Below are 17,332 nucleotides of genomic sequence, written 5' to 3'. Positions count from 1 at the left end.
TGCGTGCGAGTCCCGACAGGGAGTCAACCGCGAACGTGCGCGCCGGGGCCGTGTTTCCTATGGTGCGCCGCGTGACGAATATCCCTCCCGACCCCATCCAGCGCTTCGCCGACCTCTTCGCCCAGGCGAAGGCCGCCATCCCCGTGGACCCGAACGCCATGGTGGTCGCGTCCGTGGACGACCAGGGCCGCCCCAGCTCACGCGTGGTGCTGCTCAAGGACTTCGATGCGCGGGGCTTCGTCTTCTTCACCAACTTCCACAGCCGCAAGGGCCGTCAGCTCCGTGCGCACCCGTACGCGGCGCTGTGCTTCTTCTGGCAGCCCCTGGAGCAGCAGGTGCGCATCGAGGGCCGGGTGGAACAGGTGACGGACGCGGAGGCGGACGCGTACTTCCAGAGCCGCGCGCGCGGCAGCCAGATTGGCGCGTGGGCCAGCCTCCAGAGTGAGGAGCTGCCCTCGCGCGAGCTGCTGGAGCAGCGCGTGGCGGAGGTGGAGGCGCGCTTCCAGGGCCGTGCGGTGGAGCGCCCGTCGCACTGGAGCGGCTTCCGCGTGGTGCCGGACCGCATCGAGTTCTGGCACGCCCGCCCCAGCCGGTTGCACGAGCGCAACGTGTACCTGCGCGACGGCGCGGGCTGGAAGACGCAGCTGCTGTTCCCTTGAAACAAGTCCTCAGGGCACGCGGTGCTCGCGGAAGGTGACGCGCAGCGTGTACGTGCCCGCCGGAGCCTCCACCCGCACGAAGTCCCGCGCGTGCGGCGTCTGCTGCGTCAGCGTGCCTCCCGTGGCCTGCTTCTCCCAGGCCACCAGCGCCAGGTCGTCCACCGCCGTCACGCCCTGGCCGGACTTCGGAGGCGCGGTGTTGAGCGTCAGGTCCAACGCCCAGGGCGCGTTCCACAGGTCCGGCTTCGGCGGATCCGCGGGGAAGTGCAGGTCCTCCGCCACCAGCGTCCAGTCGTGGGTGCCGCCGTCGTGGCGCAGCAGCGTCTGCTCGCCGAAGAGCGTGTAGGACTCCACGGGCAGGTACTGCACCTTGGCGGAGAAGGCACCACCGCCCCGCCCCTTCAGCCACGCCACCGCCGTGAGGTCGCGGTTGGGCGGCCCTTCGGCGAAACCCGGCGGACGGAAGCGGTTGACCAGATTCACCGCCGCGCGCCGTGAGTCGCTGGCCGCGCGCCGCTGGCAGAGCGCCGCCGCGCCCCGATGAGGACCGTCCTGGCACACGTAGCCGGCGTTCGGGCCCACGCTCCAACGCGGCGCCTCGTTGGCGTCGTCGTCCACGTCGTGGTCCTCGAAGTCGCCGTGCAGGAGCACGTCCCGCCCGGCCTTGAGCTTCACGCCCGTCACGTCCGCGCCCGTGAGCTTCGCCACCGCCACGGACTCCCCTTCATGGCGCAGGGGCCGCAGGTCCACCGTGGCGCGGCCGTTCGCGTCCACCGTCACCGGCACGTCCACGGTGCGCTCGCTCACCGCCGCGTGTTTGTCCTCCGGGAGCAACTCGCCCCAGGAGGGCTGGGGCACCAGCTCCACGCCGCCCTCACGGGACAGCTCCGCCAGGTTGCGCAGGAAGTTCTCCGCCAGGTCGCCCGCGACGGGCCGGGGGCGGTAGTCCTCGATGTACACGGGCACCGCGCGGGCCCGGTCCACGCGCGTGCCGCGGGCCTCCACCTCCGCCATCAGGCCCACCATCGTCTCCATGCGGTCCTGGTCGAAGGCGAAGTTGCCCAGCGACTGCGCCATCAACACGCCCTCGTGGCGCGCGAAGCCCTGCGGGATGTGCGGGTGGTGCGCGATGACGAGCCCCGCGCCCGCGTCCACCAGGTCGCGCATCCGCTGCGCCGTCGGGGTGGAGGGCCGGACGCTGTACTCGACGCCGGTGTGCAGCACCGCTACCGGCACGCGGCCCTGCGCCTTCTCCGCGGCCAGCAGCGCGGATGCCCGCGTCAGGTTCCGCGCGTCCGCCGCGCCGCCCTGGTTGGGGCCCGCGACGTACTGCTGATCATGCGCGCTGCCGGTGATGGAGCACATGGACACCAGGCTGTAGTTCGCGCCCGCGAGCGACACGCGCGCTGGCATGAAGGCCTGGTCCTCGTTCTGGCCCGCGCCGCTGAAGGCCATGCCCGTCGCGGCCACGTGCGTGAGCGTGTCCTCCAGGCCCGGCGCCAGGTAGTCGTAGACGTGGTTGTTGCCCAGGCTCACGTAGTCCACGCCCAGCCACGGCAGCGCGGGCAGCGAGCCGGGCAGCGTGAAGAACGCGTAGGCCTTCTCGTCGTGGGGCGTCGCCGGATGGTCCGTCACCGGCGTCTCCAGGTTCACGGCCCGGAAGTCCGCCGCCTGGAAGTAGGGCCGCACGTGGGTGAAGACGGCCTTCGTGCCCGGCAGCGGATCCGACACGCGGATGAGCGCCGCCGGGTCGTCTGGCGGCATCTGGTTGCGCGGCGTGGTGTCGTCCGGGTCGAGGAAGCGCCGGCCCAGCGACACGTCGCCCGCGAAGAGCATCCGCACGCCGTCCTTCGGAGACAGGCGCACCGGCGGCAGCGTCACGCGCTTCTCCGTGAGGCTCCGGCGCAGCTCCACCGCGACCACCGCCGGGCGGAAGCCGTCCGCCTCCACCGTGAGCAACCGGTTGTGACGGGGCAGTACGGGAAATCGGAAGTGTCCGGTCGCGTTCGTGCGCGCCTGCGCGTCCCCCACCTTCACCACGACGTCCGCCACCGGCGTGCCCGCCGTGGAGACCAGCGAGCCCTCCAGCGCGATGCCGGTGCAGGCGTAGTCATGGCGCGCGGTCCGCTCGGCTTCGGGCACGGTGGCGTCCGCCGCGGGCTCCGGCGCGCAGGCCGTCAGCACCGGAGCCTCTTCTGGCGGTGGCGGCTCTTCCGCCGTCTCGTCGGGAGGCGGTTCCTCCTCCGGCGGTGGCTCGGGAGGCGGAGGTTCTTCTTTGGGCGGGTCGTCCGGAGGCGTCACCGGTTCATCCCCCGGCGTCACGGCCTCCTGGCCGCTCTTCGGCGTGGAGGCGCCCGGACCACACGCCACGAGACACGCCGCCACCCACACCGTGGGCCACCACCGCCGCCACGCCATCCCACCCCTCCGCCGCGGACTTCCTCGCGACGAGATGGGGATGACGGCAGGCAGGCGCCAGCGAAGGCCTCGCACCCGAGGGCTGCCTGCCTGCCCCCGGGGGCCGGGGCGTGTTCACCCGGCGACAGCGACCCTGTCCCTTCAGGCCACTACCAAGGCACTTCCGCGCCCTCGTAGTCGAAGAACCGGCCGGAGTGCTCCAGCGAGACGCTGTCGATGACCCTCAGCATCCCGCGCACGGACTCCTCCGCCGGCAGCGGCGCGTCCTGCCCGCCCATGTCCGTCTGCACCCAACCCGGATGCAACAGCACGCACGCCAGGCCTTCGCGGCGCAGGTCGTTGGACATGGAGCGCACGCCCATGTTCAGCGCGGCCTTGGACATGCGGTAGGCGTACGCGCCGCCCTCCGTGTTGCTGGAGAGCGACCCCATGCGGGAAGTGACGTGCGCCACCTTGCGCCCCGCTCCGTGCCGCAGCGCGGGCAGCAGCGCGGAGGTGATGCGCAGCGGCCCGAGCGCGTTCACCTCGATGGTGCGCGCCAGGTCCTCGTAGTCCAGCTCATTCAGCCCCACCCACTGGCCGGACACGCCCGCGTTGTTGATGAGCACGTCCACCGGCTCGCGGCAGATGCGCTCCGCGAAGGCCTGGACGCTTTCCGCGCGGGTGACATCCAGTGGATGAATCCTCAGGCGGCTGCCGGCCTCCAGCAGCAGCGGCTCCAGCCGGCGCGCCAGTTCCGGGGCACGCACCCCTGCATCCACCGTTTCTCCCCGCCGCAGCAGTTGCTGCACGAATTCGAAACCGATGCCACGGCTCGCTCCCGTGATGACATAGCGCATGCCTTTATTAACGCGCCGGGAGGCTCTCCTTGGCAAAGCTCTTGCCTTCGCACTAAGGCGCCCGGGGTTGCTCACCTCACGACAAGCTCGGGAGTAGGACGACATGACGGTCGCGGTCATTGGGGGAGGCATCACCGGACTGGCGCTGGCCTACCAATTGCGGGCTCGCGGTACTGCTGCCGTGGTGCTGGAGTCGACGTCACGCGTGGGTGGAAACGTGCAGACCCACGCCCGCGAGGGCTACCTGTTGGAGGCCGGACCCAACAGTTTCCTCGACCGGGAGCCCACGACGCGTGAACTGGCGGACGTGCTCGGAGTGTCATCCCGGATTCGTTCGGCGGATGCAGCGGCAAAAAACCGTTACATCTACACACGCGGAGCCCTGCGAGCCCTGCCCACGTCGCCTCCGGCGTTCCTGAAATCCGACATCCTTCCCCTTGCTTCCCGCCTGCGGGTGGTGGGGGAGCTGTTCAGCGGACGCAACCCCACGGGTGCGGACGAGTCCCTGGCCCGGCTGGGGCGGCGCCACCTGGGGCGCGAGGCGACGGCGGTGCTGCTGGACGCGATGCAGACGGGCACCTACGCGGGCGACCCGGAGCTGCTCAGCGCGGAGGCCACATTCCCGCAACTCGTGAAATTCGAGCAGGAGCACCGCAGCCTCATCCTGGGCGCCATCCGTGCGCAGCGCGCGGCGCGACAAGCGAAGGGCTCGGGCGCGGTGGAGACAGGCCCCCGGCTCACCGGACAGATGAGCACGTTCGACGGCGGCCTGGGCGTGCTGGTGGACGCGCTGGCGAAGGCGCTGGGCGACAGCGTGCGCACGGACGCGAAGGTGGAGGGACTGGAGCGCGCGGCGGATGGCTGGAAGGTGCGGTACCAGGAGCGGGGCCAGCCGGCGGAGCTGAGCGCGACGCACGTGGTGCTGGCGGTGCCCGCGCACGTGGCGGCTTCTCTCGTGCGCCCTTTGGACGCGGAGCTGGCGGAGAAGGCGGACGCCATCCCGTACGCGCCCATCGCCGTGGTGCACCTGGGCTTCGCGCCGGGGACGGTGCCGAAGCCGGACGGATTCGGGTTCCTGGTGCCAGCGGTGGAGGGCACCGCGATGCTGGGCACCATCCATGTCTCCACCACGTTCCCCTTCCGCGTGGAGGGCGGGCGCGTGCTGCTGACGTGCCTGATGGGCGGCGCTCGCCGGCCGGAGGTCGTCTCCCGGGATGAGGACGCGCTGGTGGCGCTGGCTCGCGAGGAGCTGAAGACGATGGCGGGGCTCACCGCGACGCCGGAGCTGACAGCGGTGTTCCGCTGGCCGCGCGGGATTCCCCAGTACACCGTGGGCCACCTGGAGCGCCTGGCGTCGATGGAGGAGCGGCTGAAGCGCTGGCCCGGCCTGCACCTCACCGGCAACGCGTACCGGGGCGTGGGCGTCAACGACTGCCTCAAGGAGGCTGCGCGGCTGGCGGACGCGCTGGGTGGGCCGGCGGCGGGAGCCACCCGGAGCGCCTGAGCGACCGCTCACCCGGAGACAGCGACGGCCGGGGGCAACCCTCCCCGGAAGGTCCCTGGGTCGATGCCAGAGTTCGTGGGCATGTTTCATGGACACTGGAGAAGCCCCCCATGTTCTCACTGCGCTCGCCGCTCTTGTTCGTGCTCGCCGTCCTCTTCTTCCCCGCGGTCCTCGCCGGGACGTTCGTCCTGGACCTCGTCCCCGCGCCCGTCCCCCAGCGCTAGGACGCGGGACGGTGTAGCCTTCCGCCTCCGCATGCAGGAGACGTCGCCGGAAGGCTCCATCGTTCGCGCCACGCTGCGCGCGCTCGTCGCGCCGTGGCGGTTGGCCCCCATCGTCCTGGTCTCCCTTCCGCTGCTCGCGGCCCAGGTGCGCTGGAGCGTGGATCCTCGCGCGTTCTGGATTGGCCTCCTGCTGTGCCTGATGTGCGTCGCGGTGGCGCCCGTGTCGTACCGGGTGCTGTTCCCGGAAGGGCTGGACCTGAGCCACGGCGGCATCCGCTTGCTGCTCTACGCGGCGGTGGGCAGCGGCGTGGTGCTGTCGGTGGGTTACGCCCTGCCGCGCGTCACACTGATGCAGGACATGTTCCTGTCGGAGCCGTACAACCTGGCCATCTGCGGCGGCCTGTTCCTCGTCGCGGGCTGGGGGTTGGGGCGGGACATCGGCTTCGAGGAGACGCTGGCCCGTGAGCGCGCCCGCGCCACCCGCTTCGCCTGGGAGGCGGAGCAGGCGCAGTTGCTGGCGCTGCGCAGCCACCTGGATCCGCACTTCCTCTTCAACACGCTGAACGCCATCGCGGAGTGGTGCCGCGAGGATGGCGCCGTCGCGGAGGCCGCGGTGCTGCGGCTATCCACGATGCTCCGCTCGGTGCTCGCGGGCGTGCGCAGCGTCACCTGGCCGCTGTCGCAGGAGCTGGAGCTGATGCGCACGCTCTTCGACCTGCACCTCTTGCGCGACCCGGACCTGTTCCAGCTGCGCATGGACGTGGCGGACGGGCTTTCGGACGTGCCCGTGCCGCCGCTGTTGCTCCTGCCCCTGGCGGAGAACGCGGTGAAGCACGGCCCGGCGGCCGGCCACCGGGGCCCGTTGAGCGTGGAGGTGGTCACGCGCGAGGGGGCGGTGGTGGTGTCCATCGACAACCCGGGCGCGTCCAAGGGCCCGCGAGAGGGCAGCGTGGGCCTGCCCACCGTGGAGCGGCGGCTGGCGCTGGCCTATGGCGGCCACGCGCTCCTGTCCCTGGAGAGCGCCGACGGGCGCACCCGTGTCACCGTCACCCTGCCCCGCCAGGGCCCCCAACCCGGAGTCCTCACGTGAGAGAGCCCCTGCGCGTCCTCATCGCCGACGATGAACTGCTGGCCCGCAAGCGCCTGTCCCGCCTGCTGGCCGCGCTGCCGGACGTGAGCGTCTGCGGCGAGGCGGTGGATGGGGACTCGGTGCTCGCGGCGGTGCGCGCGGGCGGCGTGGACGTGGTGCTGCTGGACATCCACATGCCGGGCCTGAGCGGGCTGGACGCGATGGCGCTGCTGCCGGAAGGCGGGCCCCACGTCATCTTCTGCACCGCCCACGCGGAGCACGCGGTGAACGCCTTCGAGCACGGCGCGGTGGACTACGTCCTCAAGCCCGTGGAGGCGGCGCGGCTGCAGAAGGCGCTGGAGCGCGCGCGGGCGCGGGTGAAGGCGCCCACCGCGACGGCGCCGACGGCAGCGGCGGAGAAGCCGACACTGACACGGCTGCCCATCCCGACGCGGCAGGGGCTGGTGCTGGTGTCGCCGGACGCCATCTCGCACGCGTCGCTGGAGGACGAGCTGGTGACGGTGTTCACCGCGCAGGGCGACTACCTCACCGACTTCACGCTCAACGAGCTGGCGGACAAGCTGCCTCCGGAGCACTTCCACCGGGTGCACCGCCGCGCGCTGCTCAACCTGTCCCACGTGACGCGGCTGGAGCCGCTGGAGACCGGCGGCTATCTGGCGCGTACGGCGCGGGGCCACTCGGTGGAGGTGAGCCGCCAGTCCGCGCGCGAGCTGCGCCGCATGCTGGGCCTGCGCAAGGGCGCGGAGGACGAGGGCTGAAGCCACGCCCTCCGCGGCCGAGGACCTTCAGTTCCAGACGAACAGCCGGTGCACCTGCGCCGCGTCGTCGCCCAGCGTGTCCGTCAGGGCCTGCTTCGCGGGGCCGGGCAGCTCCACACCGCCTCGCGCGCAGCGGGCCGCATCCTCCACGGCGAAGGCGGGCGCATTGCAGAACGCGTCCTGCCAGCGCGACATGAGCGAGGCGAAGAAGGTCTGCTCGTAGCCGCGCAGCTGGCCGTCCAGCCAGCCCTCCTTGTTGGGCCGCTGGAACACCTGCGGGCGCACGCCGCCGGGCTCGAAGGTGATGTTGTGCTCGTAGCCGGAGGCCTCCAGGGCGTTCTCCGCCTTCACCGCCAGCGGCGCGTGCCGCTCCTGGAGGATGCCCTGGGCCACCACCGCGAAGTGGTACTCCACGCCCCGCCGCTGCGCGTGGTAGTCGAAGGAGCGCGACACGTCGCGGTACTTCGTCACCTCGACCGTCGTCTTGTACTCCACCGTCTTCGTCTGACGGACCAGGCGCTTCTTCATCACACCCTTCTCTTCGTAGGACTCCTCCACCGAGTACGGCACCTCCGCCGTCGCGGTGCGGTCCTCGTGGTCCGTGTACGGCACGCGCTCCGTCCACGGCGCCGTCAGCCGCACGGGCTCGACGGTGCGCCGCTCGCTCAGGCTCCCGGCGATGGTCATCGGCGCGTGGCGCTGGGACGCCTCCGAGTACCAGGGCGAGGCCTCGAACGCGCCCGACAGCCGTGTCATCAGGTACTGCACGACGTCATTGCTCATGCCATCCACGGACACCTCCCACGTGGGCACGCCCAGCGCCTCCGGGAACATCCCCGCGCGGGGCGCCGACTGCTGGTAGTGCCCGCAGTAGCGCGACACCAGCTCCGTCCAGTGCTGCGCGCCGCCGGACAGCGACTGCTTCAGCTTCGCGCACGTCGCCACGCCGCCCTGCGCCACCGCCTCCTCCACGTCGCGGCGGATGGGCGCCATCTCCGGTTGGGCCAGGAGCGTGCGCTTGCGGTCCAGGTGCGACTCCGCCGTCAGCGCGTTGCCCAGCTTCGCCGGGTCGATGATGAGCTGGCGCAGGTGCCGGTGCGTGCCCGCCATCTCCTCCAGGAGCGAGCTCTCCATGCCGCCATCCAGCTTGGAGTTCCACTTCACCCTGTAGGTGAAGAACTGCTCCAGGTTCGCTTCCGCGTCCTCGTCCCGCCCCTCCACCCGCGCCTGCCGCGCCTGGGTGAGCAGCTGCGACAGGCCGCGCCAGCGCAGGTCATCCAGCGACGCGCGATACTCGGGGTTGTTGGGCTCGTCATTGACGAGCTTCACGTAGACCTCGGCCGCCTCCACGAAGCGGCCCTTCTCCGCCAGGTCGTTGGCGTGGCCCCGGGTGGTCGAGCACGCGGTCAGTACCCCCGCGCACAGCAGCGCGGGGACGAGGAAGGACTTCCGGCGGGCGCCGGAGCGGAACGAAGCAAGGAGCGAGGCAGTCACGGGAACGGCACCCTTCAGCGCGAGGCACGAGGCCTCGCCGGCTGACCTTCAGGATGGCCGGATTATTCACCGCGACAGCCCCGTCCCGACAAGGCCCCCAGGCTCCGGGGCACGTCAGCGATCCACCGGCCAGGTGTGCACCGGCAGCCCCTCCTCTGACAGCTCCAGGTAGCGCTCCAGCAGGGCCGCCAGCGCGTCCTGCCGGGGCATGTGGGCCTCCAGCCGCTCCAGCACCGCCCGCTGCCAGCGCGACCCCGTCCGCTGAAGCGCCACGCGCCGGGCGATGATGTCCAGGAGCCCGTCCGCCTCCGAGTCCTCCACCCCGGCCTCCAGCAGCCCACGCCTCGCCACGGGCAAGAGCTGCTTCACCAGCTCCACCGCCGGCATCACCCGAGGACTGGGCGCGGTCTCCGCCGGCCACAGCAGCGCCGCGCCCAGGCCGTAGTGCGCCGCCTGCTTGAAGTTGCGCCGCGCCTGCCAGAAGGGCAGCGCCGGCAGCAGCGCGTCCACCCGCTCCGCGAGCCCCAACGTCAGCCCCAGCAGGAACGCACCGTTGGCCACCATGTCCACCGGCGTGGGGCCCGACGGCAGCGCACGGAACTCGATGCGCACGTGGCCTTCTCCGTGCGGATCATAGATGGCCCGGTTCCATGACCAGACCGTCCCGTGGTGCAGCCGCAGCTCCTCCAGCTTCGGCAGTCCTCCGGCGGCCACCACCTCCAGCGGAGACTCCTGCCCCATCACCGGCAGGAGCGCCGGATGGAGCGCCACGGCCTCCGCGAACAGCTCGTGCAGGCCCTCGCGCACCCAGCCGTGTCCGAACGTCACGCGCGGGTGCAGGTGCGCGGCCTCGTCGCTGTCGCTCCGGTCGTCGGTGGCCTGTTGGAAGAGCGCCACGCGCGTCTCCTCCCACAGCCGCTTGCCCAGGAACAGCGGCGAGTTTCCGCACGCGGCCAGCACCGGCCCGGTGGCCAGCTGCGCGGCGTTGTACACGCGCGCGAAGTCCTCCGGGGCCACGCGCAGGTGGAACTGGAGCGACGTGTTCGCCCCCTCCAGCGTCACGTCCTCCCAGGCGAGGTTGAGCGTGTCGTCGCCCGCGATGGCCACCTGGAAGGGCCCGTCGCGCCGCTTGCGGATGGCCGAGGCCAGCGCCCGGTAGCGCGGCTGCGGCGTGAGCGCGTTCTTCCCCAGGTCCACCTGCCGCAGCGTGGGCAGGATTCCCACCGCCGCCACGCGCGCGCCCTCCGTCGCCGCCGCGCGCCTCAGCTCCGCCAACACCTCGTCCAGCTGGGCCTGGAGCCCGGTGAAAGGCCGCCCCGCGAGCAACGAGGGGCGCAGGTTCATCTCCATGTTGAAGCGGTTGAGCTCCAGCGTCAGCCGGTCGTCCTTCGACTTCGCCAGCACCTGCTGGTTCACCGGCAGCGGCGAACCCGCGCCGTCCACCAGCGCCACCTCCAGCTCCGCGCCCATCGTCGCGGGCCCCACGCCGAAGCCGGGACGCCGGAGCACCTGTCGCAGCGCCTCCAGGCTCTCCGCGAGCCGCGCCACGAAGCGCGCGTGCTCCTCCGGCGTGAACTCCTCCTGCTGGATGGCCAGTCCCATAGGCCCTCCACGATTGGCACGACGCGGCGCACTGGCACGCGCGGTGTCAGCCGCTGGACGCCGCAACGCACCGGGAACCCCGCCCGCCTCCCACACTCGCTCCCTCGTCCGCCCCCCAGGCCGGCGGACCCGGGTGCGTCCGCGCCGGGTGTGTTATCCCAGGTCCCGTCATGCCGGACGCCACCGTCAACCTCTACGACCTGCCCCGCCCCGCGCTGGACGCGCGGCTCGCCGGCTGGGGCTTCAGCCCCCAGTACCGCGAGCGCGTGTGGACGGGCCTGTACCGCGACGGCGTCACCGCGACAGGCGACGTGCGGGGACTGCGCCCGGACCTCCAGGCCGTGCTCCAGGAGCGAGCGCACCTGGGCACGCTCGCCACGCATCACGAGAGCTTCAGCAGCGACGGGCTCACCCACAAGCTGCTCTTGCGCCTGCACGACGCGCAGACCATTGAAACGGTGCTGATGCGTTTCAAGGGCCGCGCCACCGTGTGCGTGAGCACGCAGGCCGGATGCGCCATGGGCTGCGTCTTCTGCGCCACCGGACAGATGGGGCTGTCACGCCATCTGACGCCGGGCGAAATCGTGGGCCAGGTGCTCCACGTCACGCGCGTCCTGCGCGCGCAGGGGGAAGCGCTGCGCAACATCGTGCTCATGGGCATGGGCGAGCCCCTGCACAACTACGAGCACACCATGGCCGCGGTGGACATCCTCGTGGACCCCAAGGGCCTGGCGCTGGCGCCGCGCTTCATCACCTTGTCCACCGTGGGCGTGGTGCCCGGCATCCTCCGGCTCGCGGACGAGGCGCGCCCTGTGCAGCTCGCGGTGAGCCTCCACGGCGCCACGGACGCGGAGCGCGCCGCGCTGGTGCCCGCGGGCCGCCGCTGGCCTCTCAACGAGCTGATGGACGCGTGCCGCTACTACGTGGCGAAGCGCAAGCGCCGCATCTTTTTCGAGTGGACGCTCATCTCCGGCCGCAACGACACCGCGGAGCACGCACACCATCTGGGGACGCTGCTGCACGGGATGGACGCGCACGTGAACGTCATCCCGCTCAACCCCACGGTGGGCTACGACGGCGGCCCCAGCGTCCCCGACGCGGTGCGTGCGTTCCAGGACGTGCTCACGTCGTACGGCGTGCCCAGCACGGTGCGCCAACGTCGCGGCATCGACATCGACGCGGGCTGCGGCCAGCTCAAGGCCGCCGTGGAGCGCAAGCCCCGCCGCTCCCTTCCCGTCGCGTCCTGAGCAACGTGCGGGGTCGCTCGGAACACCACCCGACCTGACGTGTCACCCCGGAGCGCTAGCGTCCGCTCCGTCCGCACGCGCGTAACGAGGTGTGTGCGGCACGTGGATGTTCGGGGGCCCTTGCATGGCATGGGCTCGTGGGCACATTCTTCAAGACGGCTTCCACGCAACCCCAACGGCTTCTCTGGCGGAGGTGGGCAATGCTTTCCATCCAGGAGCACGGCACGGTGGAAGAGGCGAGCAGCAACCTGCTCGACTTCATCCTGATCCCCGACAACTGGCTCGAGCAGGCGCCTCCGCAGCCCGAGGCCTCCGCCACATGGCCGGCATCGGATACCCAGTACCAGCGCCGCGTGGGAACGCTGCGCATCTGTGCGTCGGTGGACGTGGCACCGTCGCTGGACGTGGTGCTCCACATCGCGTTCCGAGCACCGGGGCTCACGCCGATCAAGGCGGCGGACCACCTGGAGAGCTTCCTCAAGCAGCGCCTGCCGCTGACGCCCAACAGCGAGTGGCAGGTGGAGGTGGACGAGCGCCGGTGGATCCACTTCTCGCGGCGCTACGCGGGCACGCACCTGCTGGCGTGACGGCTCAAGGCGCCAGCCGGTAGTGCCGCAGCGGCTGCGCCACGTTCTTCACCGGCGTTTCCGCGAGGGGGCCGAACTGGAGCTTGCGCACGAAGGGCTCCTGCGACTGCTTCAGCGCTTCGTGCACGCTCTCCATCACCAGCGTCTCGCGGAACCCCGCCAGCGACTGCAGCCGCGCGGCCTGGTTCATGCCACTGGAGAACGCGGTGTAGTTGCGGTTGGGACCGAAGAGGCCGCAGTTCGCTGTGGCCAGGTTCACGCCCACCGACACGCCCAGGCCCGGCAGCTTCACCCGCTGGCACAGCGCGGCCACCTCCTCGCGTCCGCTCAGCTCCGCGGTGAAGGCCTGGATGTCCTGCGCGGCGCGCACGGCGGCCTCCGCGCGGCGCACGCGGTCCGTCTGGAAGAAGGGCGGACCGAAGAGGCCGATGACGCAGTCGCCCACCATCTTGTCGAACACGCCGCCGCGCTGCCAGATGCAGTCCACGGCGCGCGCGCTCCACTCGTCCACGAAGCGGCCGATGCTGCGCGGGCTGTCGAAGCCCTGCTCGCAGATGCGGGTGAAGCCGTTGATGTCCGCGAACAGGATGCCCACCTCCTGCTCCTGCGCGCGCAGGTGCCGCGCGTAGTCCGGGTCCTCCAGCAGCGCGTCGATGGCCACCGTGGGGAAGAACTGCGACAGGTGGATGCGCTCGCGGTTGTAGTCCAGCAGGCGCTGGCTCAGCGTGGAGGCCAGCACGCGGATGAGGTCCATCGCGTACGCGGAGAAGCCCTCGTTGCTCCAGACGACAATCTTGCCCAGGGGCTCGCTGCGCGTGGCCGCGGAGATGAGCACCGCCTCCGTGCTGCGCCCGTCGAACAGGCGCTTGAGCACGCCCGCGTCCCCGTGCAGCAACCGCGTGCCGTGCTGGTGCAGCAGCGTCTCCAGCTGCGAGCCGGGCTGATCTCCGCTCTCGTACTCCAGCTGCCCGTGCCGGTACGAACGGTAGTGCAGCACGTGCGGCTGCACGGCGTCGCGGTACAGGAGGAGGAAGCCCGGCAACCGCACCCGCTGCGCCAGCGTGCGCACCGCGTGGTCCATGCCCGCCTCGAAGACGGGGTTGGCCAGGTGCTCGTTGCACTGGAGGATGAGCTGGTGCTTCTCCGACGCGGTGTGGACCAGCATCAGCACCGTGTCCAGCTCCTCCGCCACCACGTCCAGCGCGCGCGCGCGCTTCGCGGTGATGCCCGCGTCACCGGGCGGCCCCGCGAAGAGCACGCCCAGCGTGCCCACCGGTGAGCCCGCCACGTCCAGCGTCTGGGTGAGCAGCGTGCCCGTGTCGAGGACGCTCAGGCCCACGGGCCCCGCCAGAAGACTCCCGGCGAAGACGCCGCCCCAGTCGCCCGCGCTCCAGGTCTGCTCCACCAGCTCCTCGTCGCGCGTGGTGACGGCGATGGCGCGCGCGCCCAGGTGCGAAAGCAGCGTGGGGAAGCAGCGCCGGAAGCACTGGGTGAGCGTCTCGCGCTCCCGCAGGCTCTCCTCCAGGAGGTCGTCCGTGACGCGTCCCAGCTGGCGCAGGTAGCGGTACTCGTCCAGGGACAACTCAACGGGTGGGGACGTGGGCGCCGGGGTCATGTGCGCCCCTTGTACCGCCGCCCGGGGGGACTGTCACAAGGCCGGCACGTGCTTCGTGCCGCCCACGACGACGCCGTCCTGGACCTCGATGAGCCAGTAGCCCTCCTTCCCCGCCTGGGTGGAGGAGCCCGCGCCGAACAGGTGGGGCCGGTCGTCGGTGGCCGGGTGGTGGTAGCGCTGGTGGATGTGCCCATGGAGCACCGCGAAGCGCGGGCCCGGCAGGAGCTTCAGGAGCGCGTCCGCGTCACGCAGGCCGTGGTGCCAGCCGTCCGCGTGGTTCGCGGCACCGCGAGGCGCGTGGTGCACCACCACCAGGATGGCGCGGCCGTCCAACCGGGCGTCCTTCAGCAGGGCCGCCAGGCCTTCGAGCTGGGCGGGGCCCACGGTGCCGTAGGACAGGCCGGGCGTGGGCAGCGGGCGCGCGGAGCACAGGCCCACCACCGCGGCGCCCTCCCCCACCAGCCTCACGAAGGGGAACGCGCCCTCGCGGCGGTACTCCGGCAGGTCGCTCTCCAGCAGGTCCCCGAAGTGCCGCGCGAAGCGGCCATCACGCGCGGCGCCGGGGGTGAAGACGTCGTGGTTGCCGGGGATGACGGTGCAGCGCGCGGGCGTGGGGGCCAGGGGCGCGAGCGCGGCGCGGGCGGCGCGGAACTCGCCTTCCAGGGCGTAGGCGGTGAGGTCGCCGGAGAGGATGAAGTGGTCCACGCCGTGCGTGCCCGCCTCGCGGGCGATGGTGGACAGCGTGGCCTGCGCGTTCCGGTAGGCCTTCGCCCGGCCTCCCGCCGTCAGCTCGACGAGCGCAATCCAGCGGCGCCAGCCCAGCTTGCGCAGCGGCAGGGCGAAATAGTCCTCGGTGATGTGGACGTCGGAGCAGTGCAGGAAGCGCATGGAGGGAGTCACATCCCAGGAACGGAAGGAAGCGGCGGGGCATTCTCTCCCAGCGCGCGGTGCGGGCGGGGAAGTTATGGTTGCCGCCACGATGCGAGGACGCTTCGCCCCCAGCCCCACCGGCCGCATGCACCTGGGCAACATGAGAAGCGCGCTCCTGGGCTGGCTCCAGGCCCGGGCCGCGGGCGGCGCGTTCCTGCTGCGCATCGAGGACCTGGACCGCGCGAGATGTCGCCCCCAGTTCCTCCAGGACCTCTACGAGGACCTGCGCTGGCTGGGCCTGGACTGGGACGAAACACCGCTCATCCAGAGCGAGCGCGACAGCGTCTACCGCGAGGCCCAGGAGAAACTCGGGCGCGAGGGGCTCATCTACCCGTGCTTCTGCACGCGCGCGGAGATCGCCCGCGCGGCGAGCGCTCCCCACGGCCTGTCCGACGAAGGCCCGCGCTACCCCGGCACCTGCGCGCACCTCACCGCCGAGCAGGTTTCGGAACGTGCCCGCACGCGCGCCCCCGCGTACCGCTTCCGCGCGCGCGAAGGCGAAGTGCGCTTCGTGGACGAGCTCATGGGCCCGTACGCCCAGGATGTGCAGGCGCTGGTGGGGGACTTCGTGGTGCGCCGCAACGACGGCGTGGCCAGCTACCAGCTGGCGGTGGTGGTGGACGACGCGGCCAGCCGCATCACCCACGTGCTGCGCGGGGACGACCTGTTGCCCTCCACGCCCCGGCAGCTCCAGCTCTACGCCGCGCTGGGCCTGCCCGCGCCCGCGTTCCTCCACGTGCCGCTGGTGATGGGCGAGGACGGCAAGCGGCTGGCGAAGCGCGACGGGGCCTTCGCGCTCGCGGAGCTGCGGGCGCGCGGCCGGCCTCCCGAGCTCGTCCTGGGTCTGCTCGCCGCATGGAGCGGCCTGGGCGACGGCAGCCCGGTGACCCTGCCCGCGCTCGTCGCGCGCTACCGCACGGACGCGCTCCCTCGCGAGCCGGTGGTGGCGCGCGAGGCACTGCTCCTCGACGCGCTCGGCCTGCGCTGAGGCCACCCGGCCTTCCGCCCCACCCTTCGGGGCGGGGCGGCCGTGAAGCAGTGAAACGAAGTGGCTTCCCCGGTGCACACCTTCAGCCCAGACACGTACGTCCGGACCGTGCCCAGGCGCGGCTTCGGCGACTCACGGGAAGCGAGGGTGGAGTCCAATGGCAGCCATTGTTGAAAGCGAACGAGCCGGCATCATCCCAGCGGTGCCAGGCAGTGCGTACAAGCTGAGCTGGGGCGCCATCTTCGGTGGCACCTTCGTCGCGCTGGGCGTCTGGATATTGCTCTACACGCTGGGGCTGGCGCTGGGCCTGTCGTCGGTGAACCCCGCCGACGCGGGGAGCGCGAAGTCCGCGGGCATCTTCACCGGCATCTGGAGCGTGCTCGTGCCGCTGGTGGCGCTCTTCGTGGGCGGCGTGGTGGCCGCGCGCAGCGCGGGCATCGTGGACAAGGCGGGAGGCGCCATGCACGGCGCGGTGCTCTGGGGCCTGACGACGCTCATGGGCGTCCTCGTGCTGGGCATGGTGCTGTCGAGCGTGCTGGGCGCGGTGTTCAACGTGGGCAAGGCCGCGGTGGGCGCGGGTGGCACCGCCGCCGTGGGGGCGGTGACGGGCGGCGGTGAAGCGGCGAAGGCGTTCGGCCTGGACGCCAACGACGCGCTCGCGCCGGTGAACCAGCGCCTGCGGCAGGAGGGCAAGCCCACCATCACCGCGAACCAGCTGGAGGCAGCGACCAAGGACATCGTCACCGAGGGCGTGCGCCAGGGCCGCATGGACCGTGAGCTCCTGGTGAGCAACATCGCGCAGAACACCAAGCTGTCGCGCCAGGACGCGGAAGGCGTGGCCGACCGTGTGGAGCAGCAGGTGGACCAGGCCAAGACCAAGGCCAGTGAGCTGGGCCAGCAGGCACAGCAGGGCGCGCTGAAGGTGGCGGACCGCTCCGGCCGCGTCTTCTGGGGCATCTTCGCGGGGCTCCTCCTGGGGCTCGTCGCGGCGGTGCTCGGCGCCACGCTGGGCGTCAGCCGCAAGCAGCGCATCCGCGCGGAAGGGGCGGTGGTGGTGCCCCCGACGACGCCCACGACGCCCGGCCCGCGGCGCGAGGTGTATCCGTAGCCTCGGGCGCTCGCGTGCATCCCCGCTTCACGGCCCTTCGTGAGGCGGGTATGACACGCGGGCTCCCGGCCCATGGCGTCCTCACACCGCACCGTTGTCCATTGGCTCCTCATCCCCGGCCTGAGCCTGGGTCTGTTCCTGCTGTTCACGCTGGGAGCCGCGTGGGTGACGCGCTTCACGGACGCACCGGAGCTGCCTGAACCCGCCGCGCCGCCGCCGGCCCTTCCGCCGCGCGCGACCGCACCGGTGCCCGCCGAGCCCTCCCGGCT

At 71.8% G+C, this 17,332-nt stretch carries 14 protein-coding genes and 1 pseudogene; 9 read left to right on the top strand and 6 right to left on the bottom strand.

Annotated features, from left to right (window positions below; genetic code table 11):
- Positions 1-59: 59 nt before the first annotated feature.
- Positions 60-659, top strand: coding sequence for a pyridoxamine 5'-phosphate oxidase (gene pdxH, locus D7V77_RS12880; RefSeq protein WP_120576574.1), 600 nt, complete (start codon positions 60-62; stop codon positions 657-659).
- 9 nt (positions 660-668) lie between these two features.
- Here pdxH and D7V77_RS12875 read toward each other — a convergent pair whose 3' ends face one another.
- Complete coding sequence (locus D7V77_RS12875) at positions 669-3,077, bottom strand: CapA family protein (protein WP_158624392.1); 2,409 nt, start codon at positions 3,075-3,077, stop codon at positions 669-671.
- A 149-nt stretch (positions 3,078-3,226) separates the two neighbouring features.
- On the bottom strand, positions 3,227-3,916 hold the full coding sequence (locus D7V77_RS12865) for an SDR family oxidoreductase (protein ID WP_120576571.1): 690 nt from the start codon (positions 3,914-3,916) through the stop codon (positions 3,227-3,229).
- A gap of 103 nt (positions 3,917-4,019) precedes the next feature.
- Here D7V77_RS12865 and hemG point away from each other — a divergent pair, with 103 nt between their 5' ends.
- The 3 genes from hemG (at position 4,020) to D7V77_RS12850 (ending at position 7,492) form a co-directional block, all read left to right on the top strand.
- The gene (hemG, locus tag D7V77_RS12860) at positions 4,020-5,420 is read left to right on the top strand and encodes a protoporphyrinogen oxidase (protein WP_120576570.1); all 1,401 of its coding nucleotides are present in this window, start codon (positions 4,020-4,022) and stop codon (positions 5,418-5,420) included.
- A 255-nt stretch (positions 5,421-5,675) separates the two neighbouring features.
- Positions 5,676-6,734, top strand: coding sequence for a sensor histidine kinase (locus tag D7V77_RS12855; RefSeq protein ID WP_120576569.1), 1,059 nt, complete (start codon positions 5,676-5,678; stop codon positions 6,732-6,734).
- Positions 6,731-7,492 (top strand): LytTR family DNA-binding domain-containing protein, encoded by a 762-nt coding sequence (locus D7V77_RS12850; RefSeq protein ID WP_120576568.1) that lies wholly within the window; start codon positions 6,731-6,733, stop codon positions 7,490-7,492. Before D7V77_RS12855 ends, D7V77_RS12850 begins: the two co-directional genes overlap by 4 nt.
- Positions 7,493-7,519: 27 nt before the next feature.
- Here the strand turns inward: D7V77_RS12850 and D7V77_RS12845 are convergent, their stop codons facing one another.
- Complete coding sequence (locus tag D7V77_RS12845; protein ID WP_120576567.1) at positions 7,520-8,986, bottom strand: hypothetical protein; 1,467 nt, start codon at positions 8,984-8,986, stop codon at positions 7,520-7,522.
- A gap of 114 nt (positions 8,987-9,100) precedes the next feature.
- Positions 9,101-10,588 carry a glutamate--cysteine ligase gene (locus tag D7V77_RS12840; RefSeq protein ID WP_120576566.1) on the bottom strand — a complete coding sequence of 496 codons (1,488 nt, stop codon included), beginning with the start codon at positions 10,586-10,588 and terminating at the stop codon, positions 9,101-9,103.
- A 170-nt stretch (positions 10,589-10,758) separates the two neighbouring features.
- On the opposite strand from D7V77_RS12840, the gene rlmN reads away from it, so the two are divergent.
- Together rlmN and D7V77_RS12830 are read left to right on the top strand one after the other, a co-directional pair.
- Positions 10,759-11,835 (top strand): 23S rRNA (adenine(2503)-C(2))-methyltransferase RlmN, encoded by a 1,077-nt coding sequence (gene rlmN / locus D7V77_RS12835; RefSeq protein ID WP_120576565.1) that lies wholly within the window; start codon positions 10,759-10,761, stop codon positions 11,833-11,835.
- 200 nt (positions 11,836-12,035) lie between these two features.
- Positions 12,036-12,422, top strand: a complete 387-nt coding sequence (locus tag D7V77_RS12830) for a hypothetical protein (protein WP_120576564.1) — start codon at positions 12,036-12,038, stop codon at positions 12,420-12,422.
- 4 nt (positions 12,423-12,426) lie between these two features.
- Here D7V77_RS12830 and D7V77_RS12825 read toward each other — a convergent pair whose 3' ends face one another.
- The gene (locus D7V77_RS12825) at positions 12,427-14,037 is read right to left on the bottom strand and encodes an adenylate/guanylate cyclase domain-containing protein (protein ID WP_120576563.1); all 1,611 of its coding nucleotides are present in this window, start codon (positions 14,035-14,037) and stop codon (positions 12,427-12,429) included.
- Positions 14,038-14,070: 33 nt separating this feature from the next.
- Positions 14,071-14,925, bottom strand: coding sequence for a metallophosphoesterase (locus D7V77_RS12820; protein WP_120576562.1), 855 nt, complete (start codon positions 14,923-14,925; stop codon positions 14,071-14,073).
- A 91-nt stretch (positions 14,926-15,016) separates the two neighbouring features.
- Here D7V77_RS12820 and gluQRS point away from each other — a divergent pair, with 91 nt between their 5' ends.
- The 3 genes and pseudogenes from gluQRS to D7V77_RS12805 all read left to right on the top strand — a co-directional run.
- Positions 15,017-15,955 (top strand): tRNA glutamyl-Q(34) synthetase GluQRS, encoded by a 939-nt coding sequence (gene gluQRS, locus D7V77_RS12815; RefSeq protein WP_233596942.1) that lies wholly within the window; start codon positions 15,017-15,019, stop codon positions 15,953-15,955.
- A gap of 157 nt (positions 15,956-16,112) precedes the next feature.
- A complete protein-coding gene (locus D7V77_RS12810; RefSeq protein WP_120576560.1) occupies positions 16,113-17,063 on the top strand; it encodes a hypothetical protein in 951 nt (316 codons plus the stop codon).
- 72 nt (positions 17,064-17,135) lie between these two features.
- Positions 17,136-17,332 (top strand): annotated as a pseudogene (locus D7V77_RS12805) (hypothetical protein); the annotation flags it as partial.

The organism is Corallococcus sp. CA041A, assembly GCF_003612075.1.
Taxonomy (GTDB): domain Bacteria; phylum Myxococcota; class Myxococcia; order Myxococcales; family Myxococcaceae; genus Corallococcus; species Corallococcus exiguus.
The sequence above is the reverse complement of the archived record's forward strand: the minus strand, read 5'-3'. Positions and strand labels throughout refer to the sequence as shown.

Excerpts from the sequence above, each read along its gene's own strand:
- pdxH (WP_120576574.1), top strand. The coding sequence starts at position 60 with ATGGTGCGCCGCGTGACGAATATCCCTCCCGACCCCATCCAGCGCTTC.
- D7V77_RS12875 (WP_158624392.1), bottom strand. The coding sequence starts at position 3,077 with ATGGCGTGGCGGCGGTGGTGGCCCACGGTGTGGGTGGCGGCGTGTCTC.
- D7V77_RS12865 (WP_120576571.1), bottom strand. The coding sequence starts at position 3,916 with ATGCGCTATGTCATCACGGGAGCGAGCCGTGGCATCGGTTTCGAATTC.
- hemG (WP_120576570.1), top strand. The coding sequence starts at position 4,020 with ATGACGGTCGCGGTCATTGGGGGAGGCATCACCGGACTGGCGCTGGCC.
- D7V77_RS12855 (WP_120576569.1), top strand. The coding sequence starts at position 5,676 with ATGCAGGAGACGTCGCCGGAAGGCTCCATCGTTCGCGCCACGCTGCGC.
- D7V77_RS12840 (WP_120576566.1), bottom strand. The coding sequence starts at position 10,588 with ATGGGACTGGCCATCCAGCAGGAGGAGTTCACGCCGGAGGAGCACGCG.
- rlmN (WP_120576565.1), top strand. The coding sequence starts at position 10,759 with ATGCCGGACGCCACCGTCAACCTCTACGACCTGCCCCGCCCCGCGCTG.
- D7V77_RS12830 (WP_120576564.1), top strand. The coding sequence starts at position 12,036 with ATGCTTTCCATCCAGGAGCACGGCACGGTGGAAGAGGCGAGCAGCAAC.
- D7V77_RS12825 (WP_120576563.1), bottom strand. The coding sequence starts at position 14,037 with ATGACCCCGGCGCCCACGTCCCCACCCGTTGAGTTGTCCCTGGACGAG.
- D7V77_RS12820 (WP_120576562.1), bottom strand. The coding sequence starts at position 14,925 with ATGCGCTTCCTGCACTGCTCCGACGTCCACATCACCGAGGACTATTTC.
- gluQRS (WP_233596942.1), top strand. The coding sequence starts at position 15,017 with ATGCGAGGACGCTTCGCCCCCAGCCCCACCGGCCGCATGCACCTGGGC.
- D7V77_RS12810 (WP_120576560.1), top strand. The coding sequence starts at position 16,113 with ATGGCAGCCATTGTTGAAAGCGAACGAGCCGGCATCATCCCAGCGGTG.